Source organism: Rhabdonatronobacter sediminivivens, from assembly GCF_013415485.1.
Lineage (GTDB): Bacteria > Pseudomonadota > Alphaproteobacteria > Rhodobacterales > Rhodobacteraceae > Rhabdonatronobacter > Rhabdonatronobacter sediminivivens.
In genome coordinates, this window is record NZ_JACBXS010000009.1 from 75,854 (window position 1) to 99,571 (window position 23,718).

At 66.3% G+C, this 23,718-nt stretch carries 32 protein-coding genes and 1 other RNA gene; 3 read left to right on the forward strand and 30 right to left on the reverse strand.

Annotated features, from left to right (window positions below):
- Positions 1 to 102: 102 nt before the first annotated feature.
- Together HUK65_RS06265 and HUK65_RS06270 are read right to left on the reverse strand one after the other, a co-directional pair.
- Positions 103 to 342 carry a ribbon-helix-helix domain-containing protein gene (locus tag HUK65_RS06265; protein WP_179905297.1) on the reverse strand — a complete coding sequence of 80 codons (240 nt, stop codon included), beginning with the start codon at positions 340 to 342 and terminating at the stop codon, positions 103 to 105.
- Complete coding sequence (locus tag HUK65_RS06270; protein WP_179905298.1) at positions 339 to 527, reverse strand: DUF4169 family protein; 189 nt, start codon at positions 525 to 527, stop codon at positions 339 to 341. Before HUK65_RS06270 ends, HUK65_RS06265 begins: the two co-directional genes overlap by 4 nt.
- 129 nt (positions 528 to 656) lie before the next feature.
- Here HUK65_RS06270 and HUK65_RS06275 point away from each other — a divergent pair, with 129 nt between their 5' ends.
- Positions 657 to 1,553: a hypothetical protein gene (locus tag HUK65_RS06275; RefSeq protein ID WP_179905299.1), complete on the forward strand. Its 897-nt coding sequence runs from the start codon at positions 657 to 659 to the stop codon at positions 1,551 to 1,553.
- Between the two features lie 6 nt (positions 1,554 to 1,559).
- Positions 1,560 to 1,910: a transfer-messenger RNA gene (gene ssrA, locus HUK65_RS06280) on the forward strand.
- Between the two features lie 54 nt (positions 1,911 to 1,964).
- Here ssrA and HUK65_RS06285 read toward each other — a convergent pair.
- The 10 genes from HUK65_RS06285 to HUK65_RS06330 form a co-directional block, all read right to left on the reverse strand.
- Complete coding sequence (locus HUK65_RS06285) at positions 1,965 to 2,825, reverse strand: tyrosine-type recombinase/integrase (RefSeq protein ID WP_327787038.1); 861 nt, start codon at positions 2,823 to 2,825, stop codon at positions 1,965 to 1,967.
- Positions 2,826 to 3,012: 187 nt separating this feature from the next.
- The gene (locus tag HUK65_RS06290) at positions 3,013 to 3,273 is read right to left on the reverse strand and encodes a helix-turn-helix transcriptional regulator (RefSeq protein WP_179905301.1); all 261 of its coding nucleotides are present in this window, start codon (positions 3,271 to 3,273) and stop codon (positions 3,013 to 3,015) included.
- Positions 3,274 to 3,455: 182 nt separating this feature from the next.
- Entirely contained in the window at positions 3,456 to 4,922 is a 1,467-nt protein-coding gene (locus HUK65_RS06295) for a phage major capsid protein (RefSeq protein WP_235441798.1), read from the reverse strand.
- A complete protein-coding gene (locus HUK65_RS06300) occupies positions 4,915 to 5,532 on the reverse strand; it encodes a head maturation protease, ClpP-related (protein ID WP_179905302.1) in 618 nt (205 codons plus the stop codon). Before HUK65_RS06300 ends, HUK65_RS06295 begins: the two co-directional genes overlap by 8 nt.
- The gene (locus tag HUK65_RS06305; RefSeq protein ID WP_179905303.1) at positions 5,529 to 6,068 is read right to left on the reverse strand and encodes a hypothetical protein; all 540 of its coding nucleotides are present in this window, start codon (positions 6,066 to 6,068) and stop codon (positions 5,529 to 5,531) included. Before HUK65_RS06305 ends, HUK65_RS06300 begins: the two co-directional genes overlap by 4 nt.
- A 99-nt stretch (positions 6,069 to 6,167) precedes the next feature.
- On the reverse strand, positions 6,168 to 6,614 hold the full coding sequence (locus tag HUK65_RS06310; RefSeq protein ID WP_179905304.1) for a hypothetical protein: 447 nt from the start codon (positions 6,612 to 6,614) through the stop codon (positions 6,168 to 6,170).
- The gene (locus HUK65_RS06315; RefSeq protein WP_179905305.1) at positions 6,548 to 6,820 is read right to left on the reverse strand and encodes a hypothetical protein; all 273 of its coding nucleotides are present in this window, start codon (positions 6,818 to 6,820) and stop codon (positions 6,548 to 6,550) included. Before HUK65_RS06315 ends, HUK65_RS06310 begins: the two co-directional genes overlap by 67 nt.
- Positions 6,817 to 7,035 carry a hypothetical protein gene (locus tag HUK65_RS06320; RefSeq protein ID WP_179905306.1) on the reverse strand — a complete coding sequence of 73 codons (219 nt, stop codon included), beginning with the start codon at positions 7,033 to 7,035 and terminating at the stop codon, positions 6,817 to 6,819. The genes HUK65_RS06315 and HUK65_RS06320 overlap by 4 nt, the downstream gene beginning before the upstream one ends.
- A complete protein-coding gene (locus HUK65_RS06325) occupies positions 7,032 to 7,352 on the reverse strand; it encodes a hypothetical protein (protein ID WP_179905307.1) in 321 nt (106 codons plus the stop codon). Before HUK65_RS06325 ends, HUK65_RS06320 begins: the two co-directional genes overlap by 4 nt.
- Positions 7,353 to 7,387: 35 nt before the next feature.
- Entirely contained in the window at positions 7,388 to 7,591 is a 204-nt protein-coding gene (locus HUK65_RS06330) for a ribbon-helix-helix domain-containing protein (protein ID WP_179905308.1), read from the reverse strand.
- Positions 7,592 to 7,697: 106 nt separating this feature from the next.
- On the opposite strand from HUK65_RS06330, the gene HUK65_RS19095 reads away from it, so the two are divergent.
- Complete coding sequence (locus HUK65_RS19095) at positions 7,698 to 7,985, forward strand: Arc family DNA-binding protein (RefSeq protein ID WP_179905309.1); 288 nt, start codon at positions 7,698 to 7,700, stop codon at positions 7,983 to 7,985.
- A gap of 24 nt (positions 7,986 to 8,009) precedes the next feature.
- On the opposite strand, the gene HUK65_RS06340 is transcribed toward HUK65_RS19095, so the two are convergent.
- The 18 genes from HUK65_RS06340 to HUK65_RS06425 all read right to left on the reverse strand — a co-directional run bounded on the left by HUK65_RS06340 (position 8,010) and on the right by HUK65_RS06425 (position 23,700).
- Positions 8,010 to 8,495 (reverse strand): terminase small subunit, Nu1, encoded by a 486-nt coding sequence (locus tag HUK65_RS06340; RefSeq protein ID WP_179905310.1) that lies wholly within the window; start codon positions 8,493 to 8,495, stop codon positions 8,010 to 8,012.
- A gap of 180 nt (positions 8,496 to 8,675) precedes the next feature.
- Positions 8,676 to 8,939: a hypothetical protein gene (locus tag HUK65_RS06345; RefSeq protein WP_179905311.1), complete on the reverse strand. Its 264-nt coding sequence runs from the start codon at positions 8,937 to 8,939 to the stop codon at positions 8,676 to 8,678.
- A gap of 200 nt (positions 8,940 to 9,139) precedes the next feature.
- On the reverse strand, positions 9,140 to 10,471 hold the full coding sequence (locus tag HUK65_RS06350; protein ID WP_235441799.1) for an AAA family ATPase: 1,332 nt from the start codon (positions 10,469 to 10,471) through the stop codon (positions 9,140 to 9,142).
- Positions 10,471 to 11,391 (reverse strand): hypothetical protein, encoded by a 921-nt coding sequence (locus tag HUK65_RS06355; protein WP_235441800.1) that lies wholly within the window; start codon positions 11,389 to 11,391, stop codon positions 10,471 to 10,473. Before HUK65_RS06355 ends, HUK65_RS06350 begins: the two co-directional genes overlap by 1 nt.
- Positions 11,388 to 11,939, reverse strand: coding sequence for a hypothetical protein (locus HUK65_RS06360; RefSeq protein WP_179905312.1), 552 nt, complete (start codon positions 11,937 to 11,939; stop codon positions 11,388 to 11,390). Before HUK65_RS06360 ends, HUK65_RS06355 begins: the two co-directional genes overlap by 4 nt.
- Positions 11,940 to 12,000: 61 nt before the next feature.
- Complete coding sequence (locus HUK65_RS06365; RefSeq protein WP_179905313.1) at positions 12,001 to 12,345, reverse strand: aldehyde dehydrogenase; 345 nt, start codon at positions 12,343 to 12,345, stop codon at positions 12,001 to 12,003.
- 15 nt (positions 12,346 to 12,360) lie between these two features.
- A complete protein-coding gene (locus HUK65_RS06370; RefSeq protein ID WP_179905314.1) occupies positions 12,361 to 13,668 on the reverse strand; it encodes a sulfite oxidase in 1,308 nt (435 codons plus the stop codon).
- Positions 13,669 to 13,789: 121 nt separating this feature from the next.
- The gene (locus HUK65_RS06375) at positions 13,790 to 14,539 is read right to left on the reverse strand and encodes an anti-sigma factor family protein (RefSeq protein ID WP_179905315.1); all 750 of its coding nucleotides are present in this window, start codon (positions 14,537 to 14,539) and stop codon (positions 13,790 to 13,792) included.
- Positions 14,536 to 15,078, reverse strand: a complete 543-nt coding sequence (locus tag HUK65_RS06380; RefSeq protein WP_179905316.1) for an RNA polymerase sigma factor — start codon at positions 15,076 to 15,078, stop codon at positions 14,536 to 14,538. Before HUK65_RS06380 ends, HUK65_RS06375 begins: the two co-directional genes overlap by 4 nt.
- Positions 15,079 to 15,312: 234 nt before the next feature.
- Positions 15,313 to 15,783, reverse strand: coding sequence for a 23S rRNA (pseudouridine(1915)-N(3))-methyltransferase RlmH (rlmH, locus tag HUK65_RS06385; RefSeq protein ID WP_179905317.1), 471 nt, complete (start codon positions 15,781 to 15,783; stop codon positions 15,313 to 15,315).
- Positions 15,783 to 16,181, reverse strand: a complete 399-nt coding sequence (rsfS, locus tag HUK65_RS06390; RefSeq protein WP_407692416.1) for a ribosome silencing factor — start codon at positions 16,179 to 16,181, stop codon at positions 15,783 to 15,785. Before rsfS ends, rlmH begins: the two co-directional genes overlap by 1 nt.
- Positions 16,182 to 16,412: 231 nt before the next feature.
- Positions 16,413 to 16,988: a nucleotidyltransferase family protein gene (locus HUK65_RS06395; RefSeq protein ID WP_179905318.1), complete on the reverse strand. Its 576-nt coding sequence runs from the start codon at positions 16,986 to 16,988 to the stop codon at positions 16,413 to 16,415.
- 117 nt (positions 16,989 to 17,105) lie between these two features.
- A complete protein-coding gene (gene hrpB / locus HUK65_RS06400; protein ID WP_179905319.1) occupies positions 17,106 to 19,568 on the reverse strand; it encodes an ATP-dependent helicase HrpB in 2,463 nt (820 codons plus the stop codon).
- Positions 19,569 to 19,839: 271 nt separating this feature from the next.
- Positions 19,840 to 20,745, reverse strand: coding sequence for a DMT family transporter (locus HUK65_RS06405; RefSeq protein WP_179905320.1), 906 nt, complete (start codon positions 20,743 to 20,745; stop codon positions 19,840 to 19,842).
- An 8-nt stretch (positions 20,746 to 20,753) separates the two neighbouring features.
- A complete protein-coding gene (locus HUK65_RS06410) occupies positions 20,754 to 21,611 on the reverse strand; it encodes a LysR family transcriptional regulator (RefSeq protein WP_179905321.1) in 858 nt (285 codons plus the stop codon).
- A gap of 83 nt (positions 21,612 to 21,694) precedes the next feature.
- Complete coding sequence (locus tag HUK65_RS18995; protein ID WP_268839299.1) at positions 21,695 to 22,510, reverse strand: putative nucleotide-diphospho-sugar transferase; 816 nt, start codon at positions 22,508 to 22,510, stop codon at positions 21,695 to 21,697.
- Entirely contained in the window at positions 22,507 to 23,421 is a 915-nt protein-coding gene (gene fmt, locus HUK65_RS06420) for a methionyl-tRNA formyltransferase (protein ID WP_179905322.1), read from the reverse strand. Before fmt ends, HUK65_RS18995 begins: the two co-directional genes overlap by 4 nt.
- A 30-nt stretch (positions 23,422 to 23,451) precedes the next feature.
- Positions 23,452 to 23,700, reverse strand: coding sequence for a hypothetical protein (locus HUK65_RS06425; RefSeq protein ID WP_179905323.1), 249 nt, complete (start codon positions 23,698 to 23,700; stop codon positions 23,452 to 23,454).
- Positions 23,701 to 23,718: the final 18 nt, after the last annotated feature.

Genomic DNA, 23,718 nt, shown 5'->3' on the forward strand with positions numbered 1-23,718 from the left:
AGAAGCGCCGCCGAGCCGCGCCCACCCACCCACCCACCCTGCGCGCCTCGTCGGCGCTGCCGGGCGCAAGATGCGCCCGGCACTTGGGGATTTCCGGCAGCGTCAGGAGCGTCTGGCGGCCGGATTACGGTCTGCGCGCACTGTGTTCAGGACAAAGACCCTTAGCGCCGAGGCCAGCCCCACATCCCCGCGCGCGGCATCGACCTCGGCCGCGAGCGCGTTGAGCGGGATGCCGCGGTCGCGGGCAATTTGCCGAAACGCGTCCCAGAATTCAGGTTCAAGCGAGACGCTGGTGCGATGCCCGCGCAGGGTCAGCGAATGCTTGACCGGGCGGGTGCTCATGTCTTGGGGTCCGGATCCCGCTGGTGCCCGTCAAGCTGGGTCCGGGCCTTTTCCTGCAACGCGGCGCCGAGCTTGCGTTCGGCCCTGGAGCGGCCATGGCGCGCTGCGTTCTCATCCCCCTCCTGGCGGGCGCGGTCGCGGGCGGCCTGTTTCCGGGCGGTGCGGAGGTTGATGATTCTGCTCATGCCTCAATCCTAGCAACAAACAGCAGGGGGCGGCAATTCCCGCGCGCGCATCCTGCCACCGGACCGCCCTGCAGGCGCCATGAGCCGCGCCTAGGTCCAGGACATGTTTCAGCAAAAGGATTGCCCACCATGTTCGGACGCGTTCTGCGCCAAAGCCGCCGGTTCTGGGTCGCCGTGCTCGCCGGCACAATCTTCCTGTTCATTTCCCACCAGAGCGGTCTGGCGGAACTCGATCTGGATTTCGATCACGGAGCGCTGCCGGGCGCCTGGGCGGTGGGGATCATGGCGGTCTCGATCCTTCTGGCCACGATGATCATTTTCGGGACGTTGACGCTCGTCTTTGCCCTGTTCATCGCCAGTCTGCTGTTTGTGGTGGAACTCCTGTTGTTCGGCTCGATGCTGTTCACGGCGTTTGCACTGACCGTGGGGCCGATGATGGAGGGCGCGGCGTGGGCAAGCTGGGTCTGGCCCGTGGTGTGCTTCGCCTGCCCCATGCTGGCGTTCGAGGCGATCTATGGCGGAAACTTCAGCGACCGGGGGCGGCGCGACATGGCGCCCTACAGGTTCTCGCTCACCCTGCCCGCAAGCCCCGAGGCCGTCTGGGGAATGCTGGTGCCCCAATCCCCGCTGCCGCCCGAGTTCCACTGGCCGCAAGCCAGCACGCTCGCTGCGCCCGAGGGGAGCGATGCGGATTTCATCCTTTGCCTGCCGCGGCGCCGGGACCTGAAGGACGCGGTCCTGGAAATCCGCTACGAGACGCTGACGCCGCATGCCCATGCCCGCTACACCGAGACCCCGCGCCCCGGCACCGCCGACCCGGAAATGCTGGTCGAGATCACCCTGCACCAGAACCCGGATGGCACCTGCACGGTGACGGTGCTGCAGCAGTTCCGGAACGTGGCGTTCAAGCAGCGGCTCTCGCTCTGGCTGAACCACACGTATCGGGACGCCGAGGCGTTCTTTCGCGCGCGGCTGACAGGGCGGCCGGACTGGTCGCTCATGGGTGCGCAACAGCTGCGCGACTGATTGCGCCCTCTTGCGCTGCGCGGGCTTCGCGCCTACATCTGGGGTGTCCCGCAAGGGACTATGGACATAAACGCGCTCGTAATAAGCGGATCGGACCCGGGGGCGGTACCCGGCGGCTCCACCATACACCCGGTCATTGGCGGGACATGGGGCCGAAACAGGATCGACGAACGTCTAAAGGGGTTTGCTTTGTCCCGGTGAGCTACCACCGTTATCGGTGCGCTAAGTACAGTTGCCAATGACAACCGTGCTCCGGTCGCAGTCGCAGCGTAAGCTGTCACAAGACCGAAACTTAAGCCCTTGCGCCTAGCCGCGTAAGGCGGGGTCCGCAGGCACCTGGCAACAGAAGCCTGCACTTCATTTCGCTGACTGTAAGCATTTGATATTGCTCTCCTTTCATTTTACATTTTTTCAGCGTTTTACAGTTTTGTCCTGCTTGCGTTCTTTCATGCTGCGCAGGACAGCTTGCCCGCCCGCCTTTCGATCAGCGTAGCGGCTGTAGCGTTCGATCATCTCGACAGACATTCCGACCATGTCGCTGATCTGTTGCCCGCTGTATCCGGCCTGCCTGAGCCGGATGACCGCATTGGCGCGCAGGCCATGCCAGACCGCGCCTTCCAGTTCCGGGTGATCCTCCCGCGCCTTGTCGAAGATCTTCCACATCTGATTCGTGGTGACGGGCTTGCCCGCGTTCTTGCCTTCGTCCTGCAACAAAAACGGCCCCGGTCGCTTTTCCCATCCCTGCATTTCCGCTTCCAGTTCCGGGAAGATCGGGCACCACGGTTGAACGCCGGTTTTCTTCTGAGGCAGGTTGAAGCCGCCTTCGTCAACATCGGTCCAGCCAAGCCGCACCACGTCGCTGATCCGCTGGCCGGTCCAGCGTCCCAGAAGATACGCGCGGCGCAGCGTGCCGGTGAAATGCGCCTCGGCAATGGCAAGCTGTTCAGGCGTCCAGGGCTTGTGCCCCTCTCCCTTGCTGAAATGTGGAACGCCCAAAGTCGGGTCGCGCTCTAACAGTTCGCGCGGCCCCATGGCCCAGCGACACATCGCGCGCAGGGCGTCCAGCGTGTTGTTCGCCGTGCCGGGTCGATCAGCGCCAATCTTCTCGATCAGTGCCAGCACATGCGACGGGCGCAACTTCGCGGCAGGCAGATCGCCCCATGCGGCCCGCACATACTTCAGGTGACGCTGATACTGATCCTGAGTGCCCTTGGACAGCTTGCGCGGCAGTCCCGGCCATGCGGTCACATAGGCGTCGATCAGCGCGCCCACGGTATCGGTAGGGATCGGCCCGACAAGGCCCTGCGCCTGTCTGACAGCGTTCCAGAACTCCGGGGTGGTCGGATCATCAGGCAGGCGTATGCGCGGCCCCTGGTGGGGCGTGTTGCGGCCTGTCTGATAATAGAAATACTCCCGCCCGCGCGAAATGACGCGATGCACATTCCGGGGCAGTGAAACCTTAGGTGACATTGTTCAGCCCCTGCATGAAGGGGTCCGCCTCGGGCGATTCCGACTGCGCGCCCAGCGCTGCATCTACCTGTGCCCAATTCCAGCGCACTGAGCCGCCAATTCTGACTGGCTTAGGCAGGATGCCGCGCTGCACATAGCTTTCAACGGTCGTTTCTGAGATGTCCAGTTCCGCCGCAAGTGTGGCCTTGCTGACGTATGAAGGGGGGCGCAAACCTGCGACGGTGCGACGGTCAGAAGCTTTTTTCGGCATGATCCGGCCCTCGGTCTCGGGGTGGACCCCGCCACGGCACTGCGCGGCGGGGTTGTGCAACGTCACTCGCTTTGAAGGAGCCTTGAGCCGTTGCTGCGGGTGTTTTCAGGCACCGCCCGCTGGCCTTGCGCTCGGCTAACCCGTAGAGCGCACCGCCCCGGCTGAAGGGGGCGGATTCGGTGTTACGCGCCGGGGTTGCGATACCAGGTCGCGGTTTCAACAAACTTCGCGTCCAGCGCCCAAACCAGCCGCATTTCCATGCCCAGCGTGTTCCAGCCCGGACGGGTTTCGACACGCGGCGCGCGCTGCCCGTCGAGGAACGCATGCGCCAGCCCGTCGAAGCGTGCCGGGTCTGCGATCAGATACCAGGCCTCGGGATCGGACAGGCCCGGTTCCACGATCAGTTCCAGCGCGTTCTGAAACGGGTTCGCGTCCGAGGACTTCGTCGCGTTGATGTCGGCCAGAACCTTCTGCGCGGCGGTTTCCAGTTCGGCTGGAACCACCAGCCCCCACGGTTCGACGGCATACAGTTCGCCGTTCAGACCGCGCTGTTTGCGCATTGCCGTGCGGGCGATGCTCAGCGACTCGATGCTGATCGCGGCGCCGCTGGATGCCAGGTTGCCATGATCGGCATGGAACATCGCGGTTCCGTCCGCCATGTTCTGCCCGGCCCCGCTGTTGGCCTCGATCGGTTCCAGCAGGACGTGCCGAAGGCGTTCGACGGCGCCCTGCACCATGCGGTTGCCAATGTCCCCCAGCAGGCGCATCGCGGTGGCGTCGTTCGTCAGTGCCACGTTGCTGATATTGAAGCCGCTGGCGAAGTCGCGCACCGTGGGCAGGAACTCGCCCTTTTCCTCGGCAGTCACGAACTTGACTTCGCCGCCCTCGGCCACCTCCTGCGGCATGCCCGTTGCAGACAGTGTGAGCGAACGCCCGACGCGGTAATCGTCGCGCGCGACCTCGTGCGATGCGCGTGCCAGATCGGGCAAGCGCTGTTCCATGCGGCGCGCGACCAGATTCGACAGGCTGTTTTCCAAGATCAGCGGAAAGTCGGACTCGCTGTGCGTCGCCGCCATGCGAACCGCTTCGGCCTCATTGAGCGGGCGGAGCCCCTTCGAATGGCAGACGGCCATCGCGACCTGCGGCATGGTCATCTGCGCCGCATCGCGGCCCATGGCGCTGGTTTTGCCCTTCGGATCAAGCCGGGCCAGCAAGCCCTCGACCATCTTCGCGCGCAGGCCCGGCCCGTTGTCCCAAGTATGACCGACAACAGGCTTGTGATGAAGATACGCGCTGCGCTCGGCTTCGGACGGCCCCAGCATGGCAACGTCCGTGTCTCCCTTCGCCGCCCATGCAGCCTGAATCGCTTCCAGGCCGGTCTGAAACAGCGCGTCCGGGTCGGTGACTTCGCCATCCTCGGGAACAGCATTCATCACCGCGTCGATGGTCTCGGCCTCGGAAATTTTCAGCCGCGCAGAGATCGGCGCCAGCCGCTTGTGAGCCTTGACCAGCGCGCCCGCTACGTCGGCGTTCATCTTCGGATGCGCGGCCAGCCGGTCGGCCAGATCGTCGGGTGCCTTCGCGGCGCGGGTAATGGCCCGCATCTGCGCCAGAGCGCGCGCGGATGTTTGGGTTTCGTGATCAAGCATCGGTCGTTTCCTTTTTGCCTGTATCGGGCGAAGCGGTCGCCCAGCCGTTGGCCCGCGCCATCCGCACCAGCGATGCCGGGGCATGTTGAAAGCGGGTGAAGTCGAATTGCGCGACAGCGACGGGTTGCCCGTCGCCCTCGATCCGGTCGATGAAATTCAGCGCCAGAGCCTCGGAAGCTGTCATCCAAGATTCGGCCTTCATCCATGACGCTATCCGCGCGACAGGGTGGCCGGTGGCGCGCGCGTATGCCGCCGCATAGGTTGCGGTCAGCTTGTCCAGCGTGTCGGCTGTCCTGCGATGCCCGTCTGCCGTGCCGAAAGAGACAGCGCCGGGTTCGTGAATCATTATCACTGCGTCCGGGTGCGCGATGATCGTCTTGCCGCCGCACATGGCCAGCGATGCCGCACTTGCCGCGATGCCCTGCACAATCACTGTCACGTTGCCGTGGCGTTCGAGTTCGGCCAGCATCGCGCTGCCCTCGAAGGCGCAGCCGCCCGGCGAATTGATAACCACATTCGCGCCGCTTGGATGCTGCGCCAGATATGCGGAAACCGCCGACGCGGTGGAGTTGCCTTCGCCGATGATGCCCTCGATCCGATACGCGCTCATTGGCTGGCCTCGGCCGCAAAGGGGTCAATGCCGATTTCTTCGGCGCGGTCGCGAACGACATTTGCCGCCCGGGTGGCGTTCACCAGGAACACGCGAACGACGCGGTGTTGCCCTCGCATAGCAACGGCGCGATCCGGCCCGCCCGCCTCAAACGTCCGGGCTTCGTCCAGCCAGGCCGGGAACTGCGCAAGTTCGCCCGCATAGGTCACGGCCCAGCGGCGGGTTTCGTCGCCCTGCATGGCTTCCAGAATCGCCACGCCCGCCCACCAGTCAAATGGTTCGATCTGGTGCAGCGGGTGACGCGGGAAACGCCCCATGACCTCGACCACCAGCGGCGCAGCGTCCGAAGGTGCAAGCCCCCCCAGGCCATCATCTTCGCCGCCGATCAGGTCCAGCATCAGGCGCAGGCGAAAAGCATGGTCGAGGGTGAAGGCGTCGCGCTCGGGCGGCTCAAACGGAATCTGGCCCCGCTCTCTGAGCAGGTCCATCCGCTTCGGGCGAATATCGGCGATGTAAGCTATTTCTGCGCGCTTCATTGAAAACTCCCTCACTTGCGGAAAAATTAGCATGAGCGCCGCCTACCGTCAATCCCGCATGTGAGGAACTCGGCGCCGTCGCCAGCGCCGGTTCGGGTGTTACTTTTTCCCCGCTGCCATGTCGGCGCGCTCAAGATCGGCGCGTCCGGTCCAGCATCCTTGAACCTGCCCCGACAGATCGCGCCGGGGCAGATAATCGACAGCGCCAGACGCGCGCACCAGCCTGACCTTGTCGCCGTCAAACCAGTTCTGGATGCGCGCAAAGCTGCCATCGGTCAGGTGGTAGAGCGCATCGCAGTCAATGAAGGTCTGCGCCCTCATTTCCAGCGCCACACCAGCCCGCAAGTGAAGCGCGGGAAAATCGGCATGCACATGCACCACATACGGCGCGCAAGATTCGGTCGCGGGGTTCAGAATTGGAATGGACACAAGGCCCCTCGGACAAGTCTCACCGGCCCGCAGTTCAAATACAGGCAAGGTCATGTCCGCGCCCCCTCGACCTTCGGTGCGTCGCCTTCTGGCCGACTCTCCCGTATCGCCTTCCACTCTGCCGTGCGCAGCTTCCAGAGTTCTGCCATCTTCTCCGCCAGCATCGGACGAAGCATGAAGAATGCCTTTGCGGCAGGCGCCTGCACATCGGGAAACCTTATGTGTTCCTCGATCACGTCCAGCGCAGCGATCAGGCCATCAATGTGGTTCAATACTGCGTCGGTCGCTTCGTGCGCGTCGCGCTGGTGCTCTGGCACGCTCATTGGATGTTCCCCTTCGGCAGGTTCACGGCGTCCAGCGCATTGTTCAGATCGCCCGCCAGTTCTTCGGCCAGGTAGATCAGCGCGGCCTTGCCTTCGTCGCACCTTTCCTCGCCTTCAAGGAAGGCGACGGCGTTCATTATGCCCGAAAGGCGCGTGGCCTTGAAATGCATATCGGTCAGGTATTCAGACAAGCCGGGCTTCGGGGTGCTGGTCATTGGCCCGGCCTCCCCACAACAGGCCCTTCGGTCACGTCGACAATATGCCCGTCCGGGTGATCCTCGATCCGCTTGGCGATTGCCCCGTGGGCACCCTGCAATTCCTGCAAGCGTGCCATCCGTTCAGGGGTCCAGCGCTTCCTTGGGGGAACCTTCGCAAGTGCCGGGTCATTATTCACGCTGTGGACGTAAAGCGCGACTTCCTGCATCGCGGCGTTCGCTTCATCACAGAGCCTGAAAATCTCATCGCCGCGGGTAAGGCCTGCAGTCGAAGGCAAGCCGGTATCGTTCCCCGGCGCGGGGTTCTTGTTCGTCATGGTCGTTGCTCCAATGGTTAGGGGTGGTCGGGTGGTCAGTCTCGCATGGCCGGTGGAGGCGTGTCCTCCGGACTTCTGTCCGGAAAACTATCCGCAATGATAACAACGCGCTCCATCCGGTCGCGGATCGCGCGGATGACTTCGCTGTTCTGGCTTGCGCCGTTCTTCGCGGCCTCGGCCTCGATCCATGCTTTCAGATCGGGCGGAAGGCGTAGCTGCATCGGTTTGCGGTCGTTCATGGTGAAAACCTCAATAAGTCACCGTGACACTATATGTCACCGTGACGCCATTGCGGTCAAGAAAAAAATGCTGTCACCGTGACACAAATCTAGCTTGAGGGTGGAAATGGTGGATTCGGTGGGACGCGACAGCGACAAGTTCATGCTGCGATTTCCGGACGGTATGAGGGAAGCAATCCGGGTTGCGGCAGAGTCTAACCACAGGTCGATGAATGCCGAAATTGTTGCTCGGCTCTCGGAGTCTCTGAATACGGGATTTGGACCTGATCTGCTTCGGCTTCACCTCTTTGTCGGGGCGCCGCAAGAAAAGCTGAATGCCGCTGACGTGCTGGAATCATACGCAGCGTTTCTGCGCGATAAGGCCCGGAGTGAACTATCTGACAAGGGAAGCTGATAGCGGATTCCCCGCGCGCGCGGATCAGCCATCGCCGCCTGCATCCGCCCTTGTCAGGTCCGACACGCTGGTTTCCGACAGTTCGCGCAGCGCCTCATGGATCGCCTGCCGGATCGTCTCGCCCGCTTCGGCGGTGGTCTGCCCGGCCACCAGCGGCGCAGCCTTGGACGGGATCGCCAGAAGCCGCGCCCGGACGCGGGCGAAGGCGCCGACGACAGCGGCGTCAACATCACCACGCGCCAGAAGTTCGCCCTGCCGCTGCGCCAGGTTCGCCTCGGCCAGATCGGCCTGCGCCCGCGTCAACCGCGCCCGCTCGGCCTGAAAGTCGGCAGGACCGCGCCGCGCATCCGATTGCAGGTATGCGCAATACGCGGTCACAGAAGCCGCCGACCAGCGGCCCCGCGCAGCCTTCGGAATGATGCCATCGCGGGCAAGCTGTTGCAGGTGCCGGGGCGTGCAGCCGACCAGGGCGGCAAAATCGGCGGTGGTGAAGGTCAGTTCATTGGTCATCAGGTGCCCTTTCATTCACGAAACGAAATGTGTTCTTCGGGTCTGTGGCTAGGAATGTGTCGAGATCGCGAATTACCCTGCCGGGAACCGCCAAGGAGGACCCGGAGCGCCCCGTGGGCGGCCATCCTGCCCCGCTGGCTACTGGTGCCGACGCAAGGGCATGTCGCCGCCTGTGCGCCCCTACGCGCGCCCCATGGGCTGCATCGCGGCCAGTTCGCACTGTTCATAGCTTGGCAAGTTGCGCACGCGGTCAGCGGCCCGTTCTGCGCATCCTGCGGCCACGCCGCCGCCGTATGCCGTGGCGATGATGCTGATCACTTCTGCATGGACGCCTGCCAGCACCAGGCCGGGCGGTATTCCGTGCAGCCGTGCCAGGTGCGCAACCATCGCGCGGGTGGTCGCTGCGATCAGTTCAATCTGGTCGTCGTCGGCTTCATTGGTCATGGTCTGGTGTCCTTCTCAGAGCATCGGCGCGCGATGTGTCGCGCCCGGTTTCATGGCGTGCATCCCGCCGCCAAGGGCGGGTGCAACGCTAGGGGGTATGGGGGTATATATTGCACCCTCGTTGGCGGGGGGTTGGCGGGGGGTTGCACCGGGGGTTGGAAACAGTATTGCACCGGGGGTTGCACCCTGCTTTTTCAGCATCACGCGGCCCCCTTTCTGGCGATGTGTGAGCGTGCTTTGACACCCGTTCCATGTGTCGCGACGATGATTTCATCCCGCCCGAATAGTTTGTCCATTGCGCCTTTGAGCGCCCGCTTTGTGCAGCCTTCAGCCTCGGGGTGACTGGCGAATTGAGCGGGTGCATATGTCGGTCCGGGGCTTGCAGAAACGTATCTGCCCTGCGCCGTGAGTGCGTCCAGCAACTTGAGAAACACCCGCTCGGCCTTGGCAGATGCCGACACGCGGTCAAGGCCCTGTTCCTGTTGCTGCGCGACGAAAACCCCGGCCTGCCAGCGCAAGGCTATCTCGCCGCCGGTGGGTCCATAGTTGGCCTTCATGGTGCGCAGAACGCGCGCGTCGGTGTCAGGCTCATAGCCTTCATCCTTGATGCGTTCGAGATACAGGCGCGACCTGACACTGTTGTTCCAGCCGGTCGATCCGCTCGTTCCGCTGCCTGAGTTCAGGCCAGACAGCGACGGATGCGCCAGCATGACGACAGCGCAGCCGTGGCGAATTGCCAGCCCGCGCAGCATGCCGACAAACTGCCTCGCCTGCGCGCGGTTGTTCTCATCGCCGGGAAACAGATCGGCCAGTGTGTCCAGCACCAGAAGCGCAGGCGCGTCAGCCTTCAGCTTGCGGTCGAGTTCGTGAAACAACTCGGTCGGGGTCAGCATGCCCTTGCCCTGCATCTGGACGGCAAGCAACGCATCTTCCCCGGCAAGGCTGCGAAGGGTCAGGCGGTCGAGTTCTGCCGGTGCTATGTCCTCGGACTGGCATATATCGGCAATGCGCCGGTGGAGTTCGTCCTCGTCGTCCTCAGCGCTGATATAGAGCGCGCAGCCGCCTGCGGTCGCTTTCCCCAGCCATGACCGGCCCAGCGCCACGCTACAGGCCAGTTGCAGGGCCAGCAGGCTTTTACCGGTGCCCCCATCGCCGCCGAACAGGGTCACGGTGCCAGAGGGAATCAGGCCATCGACCAGCCATTGCCGGGGCGGTATGGGCTTTCCATTCAGCGCAGCAGCAGAGAAAAACCTTGATCCACGCATATTCGGGCGCGCGTGTGGATCATCTTCAAACTGATCGCGCTTCGGGGCTTGAACCTTGGTCAAGGTTTCGGCGCGGTCGAGTTCATAAGAACCATCCGCCCAATAGACCCACCAGGCATTCGGCATGCCTTCGTCATTGTTCATCAGGGTGCCGATGCCCGCGCGTCCGGGGGCTGTCACGTTGTCGCCCTTTTGCAATCCTGCACCCATGAAGGACCGGTGCTGCGCGTCTTGAGCTGCCAGCTTATCGAAGGTGCCATCTGCCATCACGCGGCCCCCTTGATGAAGTTCATCAGGGTTTCACGCTCGGCCCGCTCGATCTGTTTCAGGGCCTCAAGTTCCGATGCTGGCAAGTGCCGCTCAATCGCCTGTCTAACCATCTGGCGCAGCGTGTCGGGCGGTATAGCGTCCAGTTCGCAGGCATAGTCATAGGGCCATGCGCGATCAGCGGGTGTGTTGCGCTTGTGCGGCCTCGTGGGCAGGCGCAGGGTTTCCACCTGTTCGGCATTCAGTCCGAGTGCATTGAAGATGACCGGCACGCCAAGTTCGCGCCCGAACCGCTCGACCTTCTCTTGAAGGCTGCGCTCTGCGTCCTTGCCGCTCCGGTCGAAGTCATACAGCGAATATATGACCAGCGTCTTGCCGGTGCCGCGCAGATCGTCAACGGCCTCGAAAGCGAAAGTCTCAGATGAATAGCCGCCCGTTGGCATTAACGGAACGTCATACTCGAAGGTCACAGGCTGCACGACGCCTGCCAGCGCAGATTTTTCCAGCCAGATTTCGACCTCGTATCCCGATCCCGCCCAGAGGCTTTTCCGATACAGTCGCGCGGTTGCCTGTAGCGCATCCTCCCATCCGTCGAAGGTGCGCGGGCGGCGCATGTAGCGCGTTGCATCGGCAATCTTGCTGTAGGGCATGCGGCCCTCGCGGCGCAGCTTTAGCACCTGTATCTGCGTTTTGGCATAGCCGCTTTCAGTCTTGTCGATGCCCGGAATGCCCGCGACCTCGGCCTGATAGTAAAGGCCCCGGACAGTGACCGGACCATGCGCCATTGCATAAGCGATGAAGAACGCCGCGCGGTCCTCCATTTCGGCTTTTGTTGCGCGGCGACGTTTTATAGGGCTAGCCTTATAAGCCACAGGAACGGACAATCCGCCCGGAAAGGCTGCGCGATAGTTGCCGCTCATGCCGCCGCCCTCCGCTCGATAAAGCGCAGGAAGTCGTCTTGCACCCTTGGCGACAGGCGCGTCCAGCAGGCCAGCAGGTAGGCTTTCAATTCAGGCTTGGACGCCAGGTCAGACCACCACGCGGCCTGATCCATGTAGCTGAACAGTGGCGCCCCCGGCATGCCCGCCGACAGGTCGTCAAGCGCCGCTGCCATGATCTGGCACGCATCACGCGGGTCGCAGTCGGCAATCGCCAGGCACAGTATCCTTGCACGTTCGAGGCGCAGGCGGTATTCTTCGTTCTTGAAGCTGTCAGCTTTGCTATCTGCCCCGGTTGCGCCCGCCAGCGCGCCGGGGTTCAGCTTTCCCCGGGGCGGATCGGTTTTACAGTGTCCCGGTTCGTTCTGCGCACGTTCTTTTTCCGTTCCAGCTTTGCTGAAAACCGCATCCCGTTGAATGTTAACGGGAATGTCGGATCGCAGGGGAAGCCTGCATTTCCTTTTCCGAAACTGCTGCCGATCCTGCGCAGGCCCATGGCGCGGCGTTGAGGCTTTGGCCGTGATCTTCACATGATTCAGCCCCGGACGCAGTCTGCATCCGGGGCCGAAGTGCGGTGACGGGGATAGGGGGTCAGCCCTCCCAATCCTCGCCGATATAGGTTTCCAGATAGTCGAGCATGATCTCGCGGACCTCGGGTTCGGGCTCCATCATGCCCTGATCCTCGACCATCCAGTCCAGAAGCTCATCCCAGACGCGGCGCGAATAGCCGCCATTGGTGACCGTGCGCAGGCTGTGGCAGGCGATGCAGCCGTAATAGACCTCATCCACGCCTTCGCCGGGCGGCAGGGGGTGGAATTCGAAATCCTCGGGGACATCGGCCAGGCGGGTGATCCGTTCTTCTGCACCTGCCGGAAGCGGCGCGGCCAGAAGCAGGGCGGCCAGGGCCGCCCCGCAGGTTGAAGCAAGGGTTTTCATCAGGGTTCGGGTTCCTCAGACAGCCGTGAAATGGATGCGGTGGCAGGCATTGTTGAGATACCCGCGCGGGTTCCAACCCGGCACGACCATGGGCTGGCTGTTGCCCTGGTTGTCGGTGGCACGCGACCAGACCTCATAATACCCGGCCTGCGGCGGCACGATCGTCTGCTCCCACCGCTGCCAGGAATACCGATTAGGCGGCGCGTGCAGTTCAGCCGTCTGCCATGTCGCCCCGAAATCGATGGAGGTTTCCATCCGCACCACATGATTGTCGCCCGCCCAGGCCTGACCACGGATCGCAAAGGGCGCGCCGGCGCGGACCTCGGCCCCGGCGACGGGGTTGGTGATCGCGGATTTCACGATCATCGAGCCCATGACCATCATGTCCTCATGCGCCACCTCGGCCCCGGCTTCGACCGGGAAGCGCGGCACGCGGTAGCTCAGACCCGTCATGCCCGGCCCGTCATGTTCACGGTCCCGCACCCAGATGCGCGTCACCCATTTCTGGCTGACCGACCCGGCCCAGCCCGGCGCCACAACGCGGGCGGGATAGCCATGCTCGATCGGGATATCCTCGCCATTCATTTTCAGCGCGACGATGGTATGCGGGTCCATCATCTTGTCGATCGGCCCCCCGCGCGAGATCGAGGGCCGGTCCGGGTCGCCCGAGAGATGCTCGTCGTAGCTGAAATGCCCGGTATAGGTGGCCGAAGGCTTCAGCCCGGCCCGGCGCAGGATGTCCGACAGGCGCACCCCGGTCCATTCGGCATTGCCGATGGCGCCGATGGTCCAGGGGTTGCCGCGCGGCAGCGGGTTGAAGCCCGCGCGCCCGTTGCCGCCACATTCCAGCTGCGCGCGCATGGTGACATGATCGAAATCATTCATCAGCTGGTCGTAGCTCAGCTCCAGCTCCTCATTGACCTCACCATCGATGGTCAGGCGCCAGTCGGATTTGCTCATCGGCATCGGCATGGTGCCGTTGTTGCGGATGAAATGCTTGTCAAAGGGCGTGACGTCATCATCAAGCAGATGGGCCGCCGCTTCGACATTCACGGGCCGGTCGTTGTGCACGATCATGTCGGCGTGCTTGGCGTCAAAGGTGAATTCATTCACGGTTTCGGCCAGGGCGGCGGGCATCAGCCCGGCAGGCATGTTGCTGCTGAACGGAATGGTGGTGCCCAGCACCGCCCCCATCGAGGCCAGCCCCGCCCCCTTGAGGAACCCGCGCCGGTCCGGTCCGGCCTTGCGGCCAAAGACCAGGTATTCCGCGCGTTCCGGGTCATTGTGATAAAGCTCTACAAGCCCGCGTTCTTTCTTCGGCATGCTGTTCATCCTCCCATGGCCAGAGCCGTTTCCTCCGAGGGCGATGACAGGATGTCGCAGATGCCCTCAGGTTAAAGGACGACTCGCGGATGCATAATATTCCGGCGCGATGAAAAGAATTTCAGGCGAGGCAGGGAAGCCGGGCGGATTCGATCAGCGCAATGCGCAGCGCGGCATCGCCGCCCAGCGCGCGGCTGCCCTGATGCAGCCCGGTGGCGACGGTGGCAAAACGCGGCAGCGCCATGTCGCGGGCCAGCATCTCGAAGGCCAGGCCGCCGGCCTGCCAATGGGCGTGCTGGATATCCTCGGCCAGGGTCAGCGCCAGCGGCGTTGCGTCCTGGCCCGGGGTCATGCGCAGGCTCAGGCGGCAGGCATTCGGGCCCTTGAAGCCCAGATGCGTGCCGCGCGCGTCCTGCTGCACCGTCACCAGTTGCAGCCCGCTGGCCTGCATGACCGGGGCAATCCAGCCATAGCCATCCGGCAGCGCCAGCCCGGGCGCGGCGCCGTCCTGCTGCAACCATTGGTCATGCAGGGCCAGCAGCGGTGTTCCGGGATCTGCCCCCTCGGGCGGCGGGGACGAGATCGATGTCAGCCCCAGCAGCCCCACCAGAGCCAGCGCGGCGGCCATCATCGCGCGCATGGCCTTGCGGCGCGGCGGCGCGGCGGGCGCCGTCTTGCCGCGCGGCAGGTCCGGCAGGGGCAGGTTTGCGCCATATCCCGCCAGCGCGGCTTTCATCTGGTGCAGATGCGCGGCGCGCCGGGCCAGGGCGGGGTCTTCCGCGATGGCCTGTGCCACCTGCGCCGCCTCGGCCGAGGCAAGCTCCCCATCCACAAAGGCGTTGAGCTGCGCATCACCGACCGGACCTGTCATGCGCGCTGCCCTTTGCGGCGCGCGGCATGATGCAGCGGCAGGGCAACCACGCTGCGGTCTTCCTGCATACGGGCGGCCAAGGCGGCGCGGGCGCGGCTGATACGGCTCATGATCGTTCCAGGTGGGACATCCAGCATCTGTGCCGCATCTGCATAGCTGAAGCCGCAAATGTCAACCAGCGCCAGAATATCGCGATGCGCCTTGGACAGGCGCCCGAAGGCCTGGCGCACGGCCAGCGCATTGACCACCTGATCGCCCCCCTGGCCGCTGGGCATCTGGTCTACCTCGGCCCCGTCATCGACATCGGGCAGCCGCCCGGCAGCGCGCAACCGGTCAATCCACAGATTGCGCAGGATGCGAAACAGCCAGACGCGATAAGCGGTAGGATCATCGGGGACCGAGGCCGCCGACATGGCGCGGACCATGGTGTCCTGATACAGATCCTCGGCGCTGGCGGTATCGGCGCAAAGCGCGCAGGCATAGCCGAACAGCTGCCGCCGTGACTGCAACAGCCACGTCTGGTGGATGTCATCAAGCATGTCGGTGGCTCCTCCCAGCCAGCGACCGGACATGCTACCGGACGCTTCGGGAAGCTTGCCCGGCGCGGCGCGCGAAATCAAGCCCCGGGCATGTGGGCACGGCCAGGGGGCAGCGCGCCCTGCCCCGCCAGGACCACCAGCACGATTTCACCCCCAGCGCGTAGACGATCCGGGCGGGCGGCAGCACCCAGCACAGCAAACATGCGCCGGGGCGCATGGCGGACGGGCCTGTCATCAGGCGCGGTGATAGGGGCTTCCGGCAAGGATCGTGGCCGCGCGGTAGATCTGTTCGGCCAGCATCACGCGGGCCAGCATATGCGGCCACACCATGCGCCCCAGCGAAAGGGTAGCATCGGCACGCGCGCGCAGGCCGGGGGCCAGACCGTCGGCGCCCCCGATCACGAAAGCCGTGTCCTGGGTGCCTTCATCGCGCCAACGGGCCAGCAGGGCGGCGAAGTCGGGCGATGTCAGCAGCTTGCCGCGTTCATCCAGCGCGATCAGCCGGGCCTGGGAGGGGATTGCGCGTTCGAGGGCTGCGCCCTCGGCCTCAGGTCCCTGGGTCTTGCGTTCATCGATCTGATGTTCGTTCAGCGGCCCCAGCGACAGCGCCCGTCCCGTCCGGTCCAGGCGCCGGGTGTAGTCATCGATCAGCGCACGTTCCGGGCCGGTGCGCAACCGTCCCACGGCGCAGATATGCAGCCGCATCAGCGGGCCGGGCGGTCGCTGCCTTCGGGCTCAAGCCACATCTTTTCCAGCTGGTAGAATTCGCGCACCTCGGGGCGGAAGATATGGACGACCACATCGCCGGTATCGACGAGCACCCAGTCGCCGATGTCCTTGCCCTCGGCCCGGGCGGTGAGGCGAAAGCGCTCCTTCAGCCGGTCCAGCAGCTTTTGTGCCATGGACGAGACCTTGCGCGACGACCGCCCCGAGGCGATGACCATGGTATCGGCCATGGCCGTGCGCCCGCGCAGGTCGATGGTCACGATGTCTTCGGCCTTGTCGTCATCAAGCGATTGCAGCACCAGATCCAGCAGGGCGGCGCTGTCATAGGCCGCGGTGGGCTTGGGCGTGGCGGGCGCCGCAGTTGCGGCGGTATCGATCTGTGACAGAATACTGTCCTCCTGAGCGCTGTGACCCCTCTAAAATAGCATCGCGCGGGCATGATCTCAACCATCGGCACGGGGCGAATCCGCCATGCGCGCCGATTTGCCGAAACGCGCCGCCTTCGGTCCGCGGGCACCACAGGGCGCCTGTGTCACCGGTTGTCCGGATGGCGGCGGATGGGATGATCCCTCTGGCGGACCGCGCGGTCGCCGCGCGACGGGCAATCGCTATCCCGCATCCCAGCCGACGACACGCAGATCAGGCCAGTGGACCCGCCATTTCGCCACTTTCGCCTCGTATATCCCGCGCGTGATCAGGCGCTTGTTGGGCCGCACCACACCGGCGAACAGATCGCCCAGCCCAAAGGTTGCATGGATCTCGCACCCATGCGGCCCGGGTCGCATACCGATGGTGGTGGCGGTTGTCGGAAAGGTATCGATTGCATCGACGGCGGAGCTGTAGGGCCTGATCTGAAAGCCGAACCGCGCCGCATACCAGAGGTGGACACGCGCTTCGTTCTTGACGTCCATCCAGATGCCAAGGTCCGGAAACAGCGCCCGTATCCGCTCTGCATGGGCCTGCTCGCCGGATAGGCTCAGGTCGGTCGGATCGAAGTATATCAGGTCGATATCCGAGATGCCGTGCATGCCGGGCAGTCCGAAGCGCGCGTTCCACACCGTCTGCGCCAGGCACCCTGCGACCAACCAGCATTGCGGAAGCTGCAAGTGGTGCCACCCCTGCCAGACTGCGTTTACGGCAGGGTTCTTGAGGACCGTGGTTTCAAGGCAGGTTCGGGACGTCATGGTCAGCCTCTTGCGCCTGATGTCCCGGGCCGGATCTGCGCCGCCGGGGCATGAGTTTCGAGGAGGCAAAAAGCGCCCCATGCGACGGGTGCGGGACATCGGTGATATTGGCGCATGTCAGCGCCCACGGGGCTTGGCACGCAGGGTGGGGTCGGCCTGGGTGGGGTCTTCGGGCCAGGGGTGGCGGGGGTAGCGGGCGCGCATGTCCTTGCGGACCTCGGCATAGCTGGAGGCCCAGAACCCCGGCAGATCCATGGTCACCTGCACCGGACGGCGGGCGGGCGACAGAAGCGTGATCTTCAGCGGCTGGCGGTCGGGGCCAACACAGGGGTGGGTGGTGACGCCGAACAGCTCCTGCACGCGGACCTCGATCGCGGGGGTGGCTTCGCTGTAGTCGATGGGCAGGCGATGGCCCAGCGGGGTGGTGAACTGCGCCGGCGCCAGACGGTCCAGAAGCTGGCGCTGGTCATGGTCCAGCATGGCCTGCAGCGCAGGCAGCAGGTCCAGCGCGCGGAGGCTGTCAGCATCGCGGCAGGTGCCCAGCCAGGGGGCGAGCCAGTCGTCCACGCGCTCCAGCAGCGCGGGTTCGGACATGTCCGGCAGATCGCAGCCCTGCCCGTGCAGCAGCGCCACCCGCGCCATCAGGCGCCGCGCAGGGTCCGAGAGCGGCAGGCCCAGGTCGCGCACCCCTTCGGCGGCGGCGGCGGCGATGGCCTCGGGCGGGGCGTCATGCCAGATGCGGTCCTGCAGCACCAGCGCGCCCAGGCGCTCCTGCTGGCGGGCCTCGACCCGGCGGTGACGGCGGGACCAGGCGCAATGATCGGCCCAGTGGATACGCTCGGCGTAAAGGTCGCGCAGGGTGGATTCGGTCAGGGTGGCGGCCTGGCGGATGCGGGCCTCGCGCCCGGCGCCGTCCAGGTCGGTGGCAACGATCAGGCGGGCATTGGCAAGCGGGTCATCGGGCGGCAGCGCGGCGCCCCGCCCGCCACTGAGCAGATAGCGCGGCGCCTCGCCCTTGCGGCGCAGGCCGATGCGGTCCGGATAGGCCAGCGCCGCAAGGGCACCGGGGGGCAGTGGCTCGGCGGGTCGGGCAGCGCCGCGGATGACGCGGCGCAGGCGCTGCGCTTCGGTTCGGGCGGTTTCGATGGCGCCGCGGTCGGCAGTCCAGGGGTGGCGGTCGGCAAAGCCGCGCGGATCGCGCAGCGCGGACAGCCGCAGGTCCAGATCCACGGGGGCGCTGCCGCGCAGCGGGTCACGCCCGGCCAGAAGGGCGGCCAGATCGGCGGCGGGGGCCCCGCCCTGCAACAGCATATGCGCCAGCCGCGGATGCAGGGGCAGCCTGGCCATGGCCTGCCCATGGGGGGTGATCCGCCCTGCGTGGTCCAGCGCGCCCAACATCTGCAGCAGCGCGCGGGCCTCGGCCAGGGCGGCGGCGGGCGGCGGGGTGAGGAAGCGCAGCGCATCCCCCCCGCCCCATGCGGCAAGGTCCAGCGCAAGCCCCGCCAGATCGGCAGCCTCGATCTCGGCCGGGGGGAACGCGGGCAGCGCACCTTCCTGCGCGCGCGCCCACATGCGGAAACAAACGCCCGGCGCCACCCGCCCCGCCCGGCCCCGGCGCTGGTCAGCCTCGGCCCGGCTGACCGGTTCGGTGACCAGCCGCGACATGCCCGAGCCCGGATCAAACCGCGCCCGCCGCGCCCGGCCGCAATCGACCACAACGCGGATATCCTCGATCGTCAGCGAGGTTTCGGCAATAGCCGTGGCCAGCACCAGCTTGCGCCCCTGCGCCGCCGGAGCGATGGCGGCGCGCTGGTCGCGCAGCGGCATGGCGCCGAAGAGCATGTGGAGATGCGTATCGGCAGGGAGCGCGCCTTGCAGGCGGGTGGCGACTCGGCGAATCTCGCCCTCGCCGGGCAAGAAGGCCAGCAGGCCGCCGCTGGTGCTGACAAGCGCATCGGTGATGAGGGCGGACGCCGCGGCATCAAGGCGCTGGCCGGGCGGTTGGGGGCGGTCCAGCCAGCGGGTCTCGACCGGATAGGCGCGGCCTTCGGCGGTGAGGACCGGCGCGTCCTCCATCAGGGCGGCGACGGGGGCGGCTTCGAGCGTGGCCGACATGACCAGCAACTGCAGGTCCGGGCGCAGGATGGCGCGGGCCTCCCACGCCAGGGCCAGGCCCAGGTCGGCCTGAAGCGAGCGTTCGTGGAATTCATCGAAGATAATGGCGCCGACGCCGGGAAGGTCAGGGTCGGACTGGAGCATCCGCGTCAGGATGCCTTCGGTGACGACCTCGATCCGGGTGCGGGCCGAAACGGCGGCCTCGCCCCGGATCCGGTAGCCGACGCGCTCACCCGGCGGCTCACCCAGCAGCGCGGCCATGTGCTCCGCCGCAGCACGCGCCGCCAGGCGGCGGGGCTCGAGCAGGATGATCCGGCCGTGGATATCGGGCAGAAGCGCAAGCGGAACGCGGGTGGTCTTGCCCGCCCCCGGCGGGGCCTGAAGCACGGCACGCCCGTGGTGCAGAAGCGCTGCACGCAGGGCGGGGAGGATGGCATCAACCGGAAGCGGAGACAGAGGGCGCATGGCGGTGGTATCGCAAAGGGATGCGGAAAACGCCAGAGTTTCGGAACGCCTCCGGCCAGTCGAAAGGCGGAGCGCGCGAAACGCGCGCAAGCCGTCTGGCACTGCGTGCGGTGGGGGGCGCTGCCCCCGTCCCCGCGGGGCGCGGGGACTCCCCCGGGATATTTGCGCAAGGATGAAAGAGGCAGGCGCTGCAACAAGTTCGCGCCCGGGCCGCATCGGGGTGGGTGGGCGGGAGATGCGGCCCGGGCGCGCCGGGCAGGGGCGCGCGGAATCAACCCGTGGCCGGGGCCGGGGGCGGCGCTTCATCCTTGAGCAGCAGCGCAAGGGCGATGATGCTGAGGCCGATGCCGGGCAGGACCAGTGCGGTGGGCAGGCCGTGGCCCAGCGCCAGTTCCCACAGGATGATCCAGCTGGGGGTCAGGTAGGTATAGGCCATTACCTTGGAGGACGGCAGGACCTGGGCTGCGTATTGCAGCAGGAAGAAGGTGACTGCGCTGGCGAAAATGGCGGTGTAGAGGATGGTCCACCAGACCAGGGTGGGGAGTGCGGTCCAGTCGGTTTCAAGCAGCGGGCGCAGACCCGCCAGCCCAAGCACGAGGCAGCAGGCGAGGTTGACATATGTTGTGACCACCAATGCGGGTTCGCCGCGGTGGAGCTTGCGCAGCATCGGGATGAAGAGGGCATGGGCGATGCAGCCGGTGAAATAGATTGCCTCGCCACGCCCCGGATCAAAGCTCAGCACTGCGCCGAGGTCGGCGCGGAAGATGACCCAGAGGGCCCCGGCCGCGCCAATGGCCAGTGCCAGCACCATGCGTGGCGTCATGCCCTGGCGCAACAGCAGCCAGGCGAAGCCGGCGGTGATGAGCGGGGTCAGCGTAAAGATGGCGCCTGCCGAAACCGGGGGCGCGGTCTTCAGTCCTTCGAACATCAAGGCGAAATAAATGGAAAAGGTTCCGCCCAGCAGCAGGTAGCGCCATGGCGCCAGGACATGGGCACGCCGAAAGCCCGGACCAAGCGCCACCAGCACCAGAAGCACCCCGGCAGCGATGGCAAAGCGCACGGCGTTCAGGACCGTGGGGGCAAGGTCATTGGCGACCAGTGCTCCGAGGCTGAAGGATCCCGCCACGAGAGCCGAGAACCCCAGCATCGCCAGGTGCCCGCGGGCGGCCGGTGGCATCCGCCGCGTCACCGCAGGACGGCCTTGATCGCCTTGATCGTGGCCTGCACTTTCGGAGTTCGGTGCAGGTCCATATGGGTGACCAGCCACAGTGGCACCGCCCAGTCCGGGCGCGGCGGCAGCACCTGCTCCAGATCCGGCGGGGCTTCATCGGCAAAGACGAAGCCGAGGCCCAGGCCCGCGCGCAGGGCGGCGAGCTTGTCTTCGGGGGCGGTCACGGTGATGGCGGTGGTGCTGTCGGGCACCACGCCGGACAGCCAGACCGAGAACGGCGCGCGCATTTCGGTGCGCACGAAAGCATGGGCCGCAAGCTGGGCTTCGGTTTCGGGGCGGCCGTGACGGTCCAGATAGGCGGGCGCGCCGTAAAGCGCCACTTGCCGGGTGCAGAGCGGCTGGACCACGTTATCGGGTTCCTGCGGGCGGGCCCCGGCGCGGATGGCGACATGGGCCTCGCCGTATTCCAGGCGCAGGACGCGGGTATCGGTCAGGTAATGCAGGCGCAGGCCGGGATGGGCCCGGCGCAACGCGGCAAGCGCGGGCATCAGCATCGGTGCCAGCAGCGGCAGCGAGGTCACGGTCAGATCGCCTGTCATCGCATCGCCGCCGCCCGTCAGCCGCGCGGCCAGCTGGGCGAATTGCTCATCCGTGGTCTGGCCGACCTTCATCAGCATGGTGCCGGCCTCGGTCGGGGTGTAGCCGCGGGCGTGGCGCTGGAAGAGCTTCACGCCCAGGCGTTGCTCCAGCGCGTCCACATGGCGGATGACGGTGGCGTGATGGACGCCCAGCGCCTCGGCCGCGCCGCTGACGGTGCCGGCGCGGGCAACGTGATAGGCGGTGCGCAATTCGTCCCAGTTTTCAAATGCCATGGTGCGGATCCTGGACGGTTTCGGGCAAGGGCCCCTGCCCCCGGGTATCCCGCGCTTTCGCCGGGGGTGCAAGCGTTGCGCCGTCAGGGCGCGCCTTCGTCGCTGGCGCGGAAGCGCTCGGCCGGGTCCTCGCCCGCCGGGATGGGCACGGCGCGGCCATGGGCGGCCCATTCCTGCGCCAGGGCGGCGCGCTCCAGCTCCAGCAGGGTGGCCAGGTCCTGCACGCGGGGTGCGCCGGGCTGGCGCAGATGCTGCAGCAGCCGGTGGGAATGAAGGATCACCGGCACCAGATCCGCCGGTTCGGCCGCGTCCAGCACCGTCAGGCGGCGCATGTTGTATTCCGGCGCCAGCACATGGTAGCGCAGGTCGCTGTCCCACAGCAGGTCGCGGAAGGCGGGCTGGTCACGCCCGCCGCCCTGCGCCACCCAGGCCGCGCCCCAGGCGTCGAAGAATGCGGCCATGGCCGAAGAGTGGCGATAGAGCAGCACCCCGGTGTTGAACTGCGGAAAGGCATAAGGCAGCTGGTATCGGTCGCCCTGGCGGATCAGGCGCGAGGCCCGGCGCACATCATGGGCCACCGCCAGATCGAACCGGTCGAGCAGCCGGAACAGATCGGCCAGCGGCGCCAGCACCAGCGTATCGCAATCCAGAAACAGGGTCCGGTCAAAGCGGCTGCGGGCCATGCAGGCGATCTTGTCGCGCTGGCCTTCGGGCGGCAGGGGGTGGACCTGATCGAACAGCCCTCCGGGCGCGGGCTGGTCGGTGTAAAGGTCGATGGGCAGGGCATCATGCTGCGCGCGCAGAGTGCGGGCCGAGGCCACGGCCAGATCCAGATAGCCCGCCCCGCGCGCGACATAGACAACGCCAGCGTCAGGGGCGGTCATGTCAGGGGCGCTCATGTCAGCCGCGCCCCCGGTTCCAGCGCCAGCCCCAGCAGCAATTCCGCCGCCGCCATGGGGCGTTTGCCCGCGCGCTGGGCCTCGGTCACCTCGACCGCGCCGGTGCCGCAGGCCACCACCAGCCGTCCGCGCCCGGCGTCCAGAACCGTGCCCGGCGCGCCCGTGCCCTCGGCCAGAGCCGAACGCAGCAGCTTCAGCCGCCCGCCCGGGGTCTCGCACCAGGCGCCGGGAAAGGGTGAAAGCGCGCGGATCTGGCGGTCCACCTGCTGCGCCGGACGGGTCCAGTCGATGCGGGCCTCGGCCTTGTCGATCTTGTCGGCATAGGTGACGCCGGTTTCGGGCTGCGGCTGGGGGGTCAGATCGGGCAGGCGCGCAAGGGCCTCGACAATCGCCTCGGCCCCCATTGCGGCCAGACGGTCATGCAGATCGCCGGTGGTGTCCTGCGCGCCGATGGGGGTGGTGCGGCGCAGCAGGACGGGACCGGTGTCCAGCCCTTCCTCCATCGCCATGATGCAGATGCCGGTTTCGGTGTCGCCCGCCTGCACCGCGCGGTGAATCGGCGCCGCCCCGCGCCAGCGCGGCAGGAGCGAGGCATGGATGTTCAGGCACCCGTGGCGCGGCGCTTTCAGGATCAGCCGCGGCAGGATCAGCCCATAGGCCACGACCACCGCAACATCGGCCTGCAAGGCGATGAAATCATTCTCAATCATGCCATGGCGCAGGGTGATCGGGTGCCAGACCTGCAGGCCCAGTTCCTGGGCCCGCTGATGCACCGGGGAGGGGCGCTTGCCCTTGCCCCGCCCCGCCGGGCGCGGGGGCTGGGTGTAGACGGCGGCGACCTCATGCGCGGCGGCCACGGCCTCCAGCGCCGGAACGGAAAACGCCGGCGTGCCCATGAAGATCACCCGCATGGCCACCGCCCCCCGCTGCCCGCGCCCCGGTCAGTCAAGCTTTGGCCCGTCCGCGGGCAGCATGTGGCAGGCGCAGCCGAACCCATGGCCGCAGCCGAAATCCACCCCGCGCGGGTCGCACTGGGCCGCAGCCTCGGGGAAGGCCGAGGCCAGCGCGGCCAGCGCCGAGGCCGACAGCGCCATGACCGCCAGCCCCGCGATGGGCAGCGCGGCGGCGCCCGCCTGTTTCCAGCGGTCGGCGGGGGTGTTGAGTGCGATTGCCTTGGCCTTGCGGGGCATGGGGTCCTCCATCGGTTG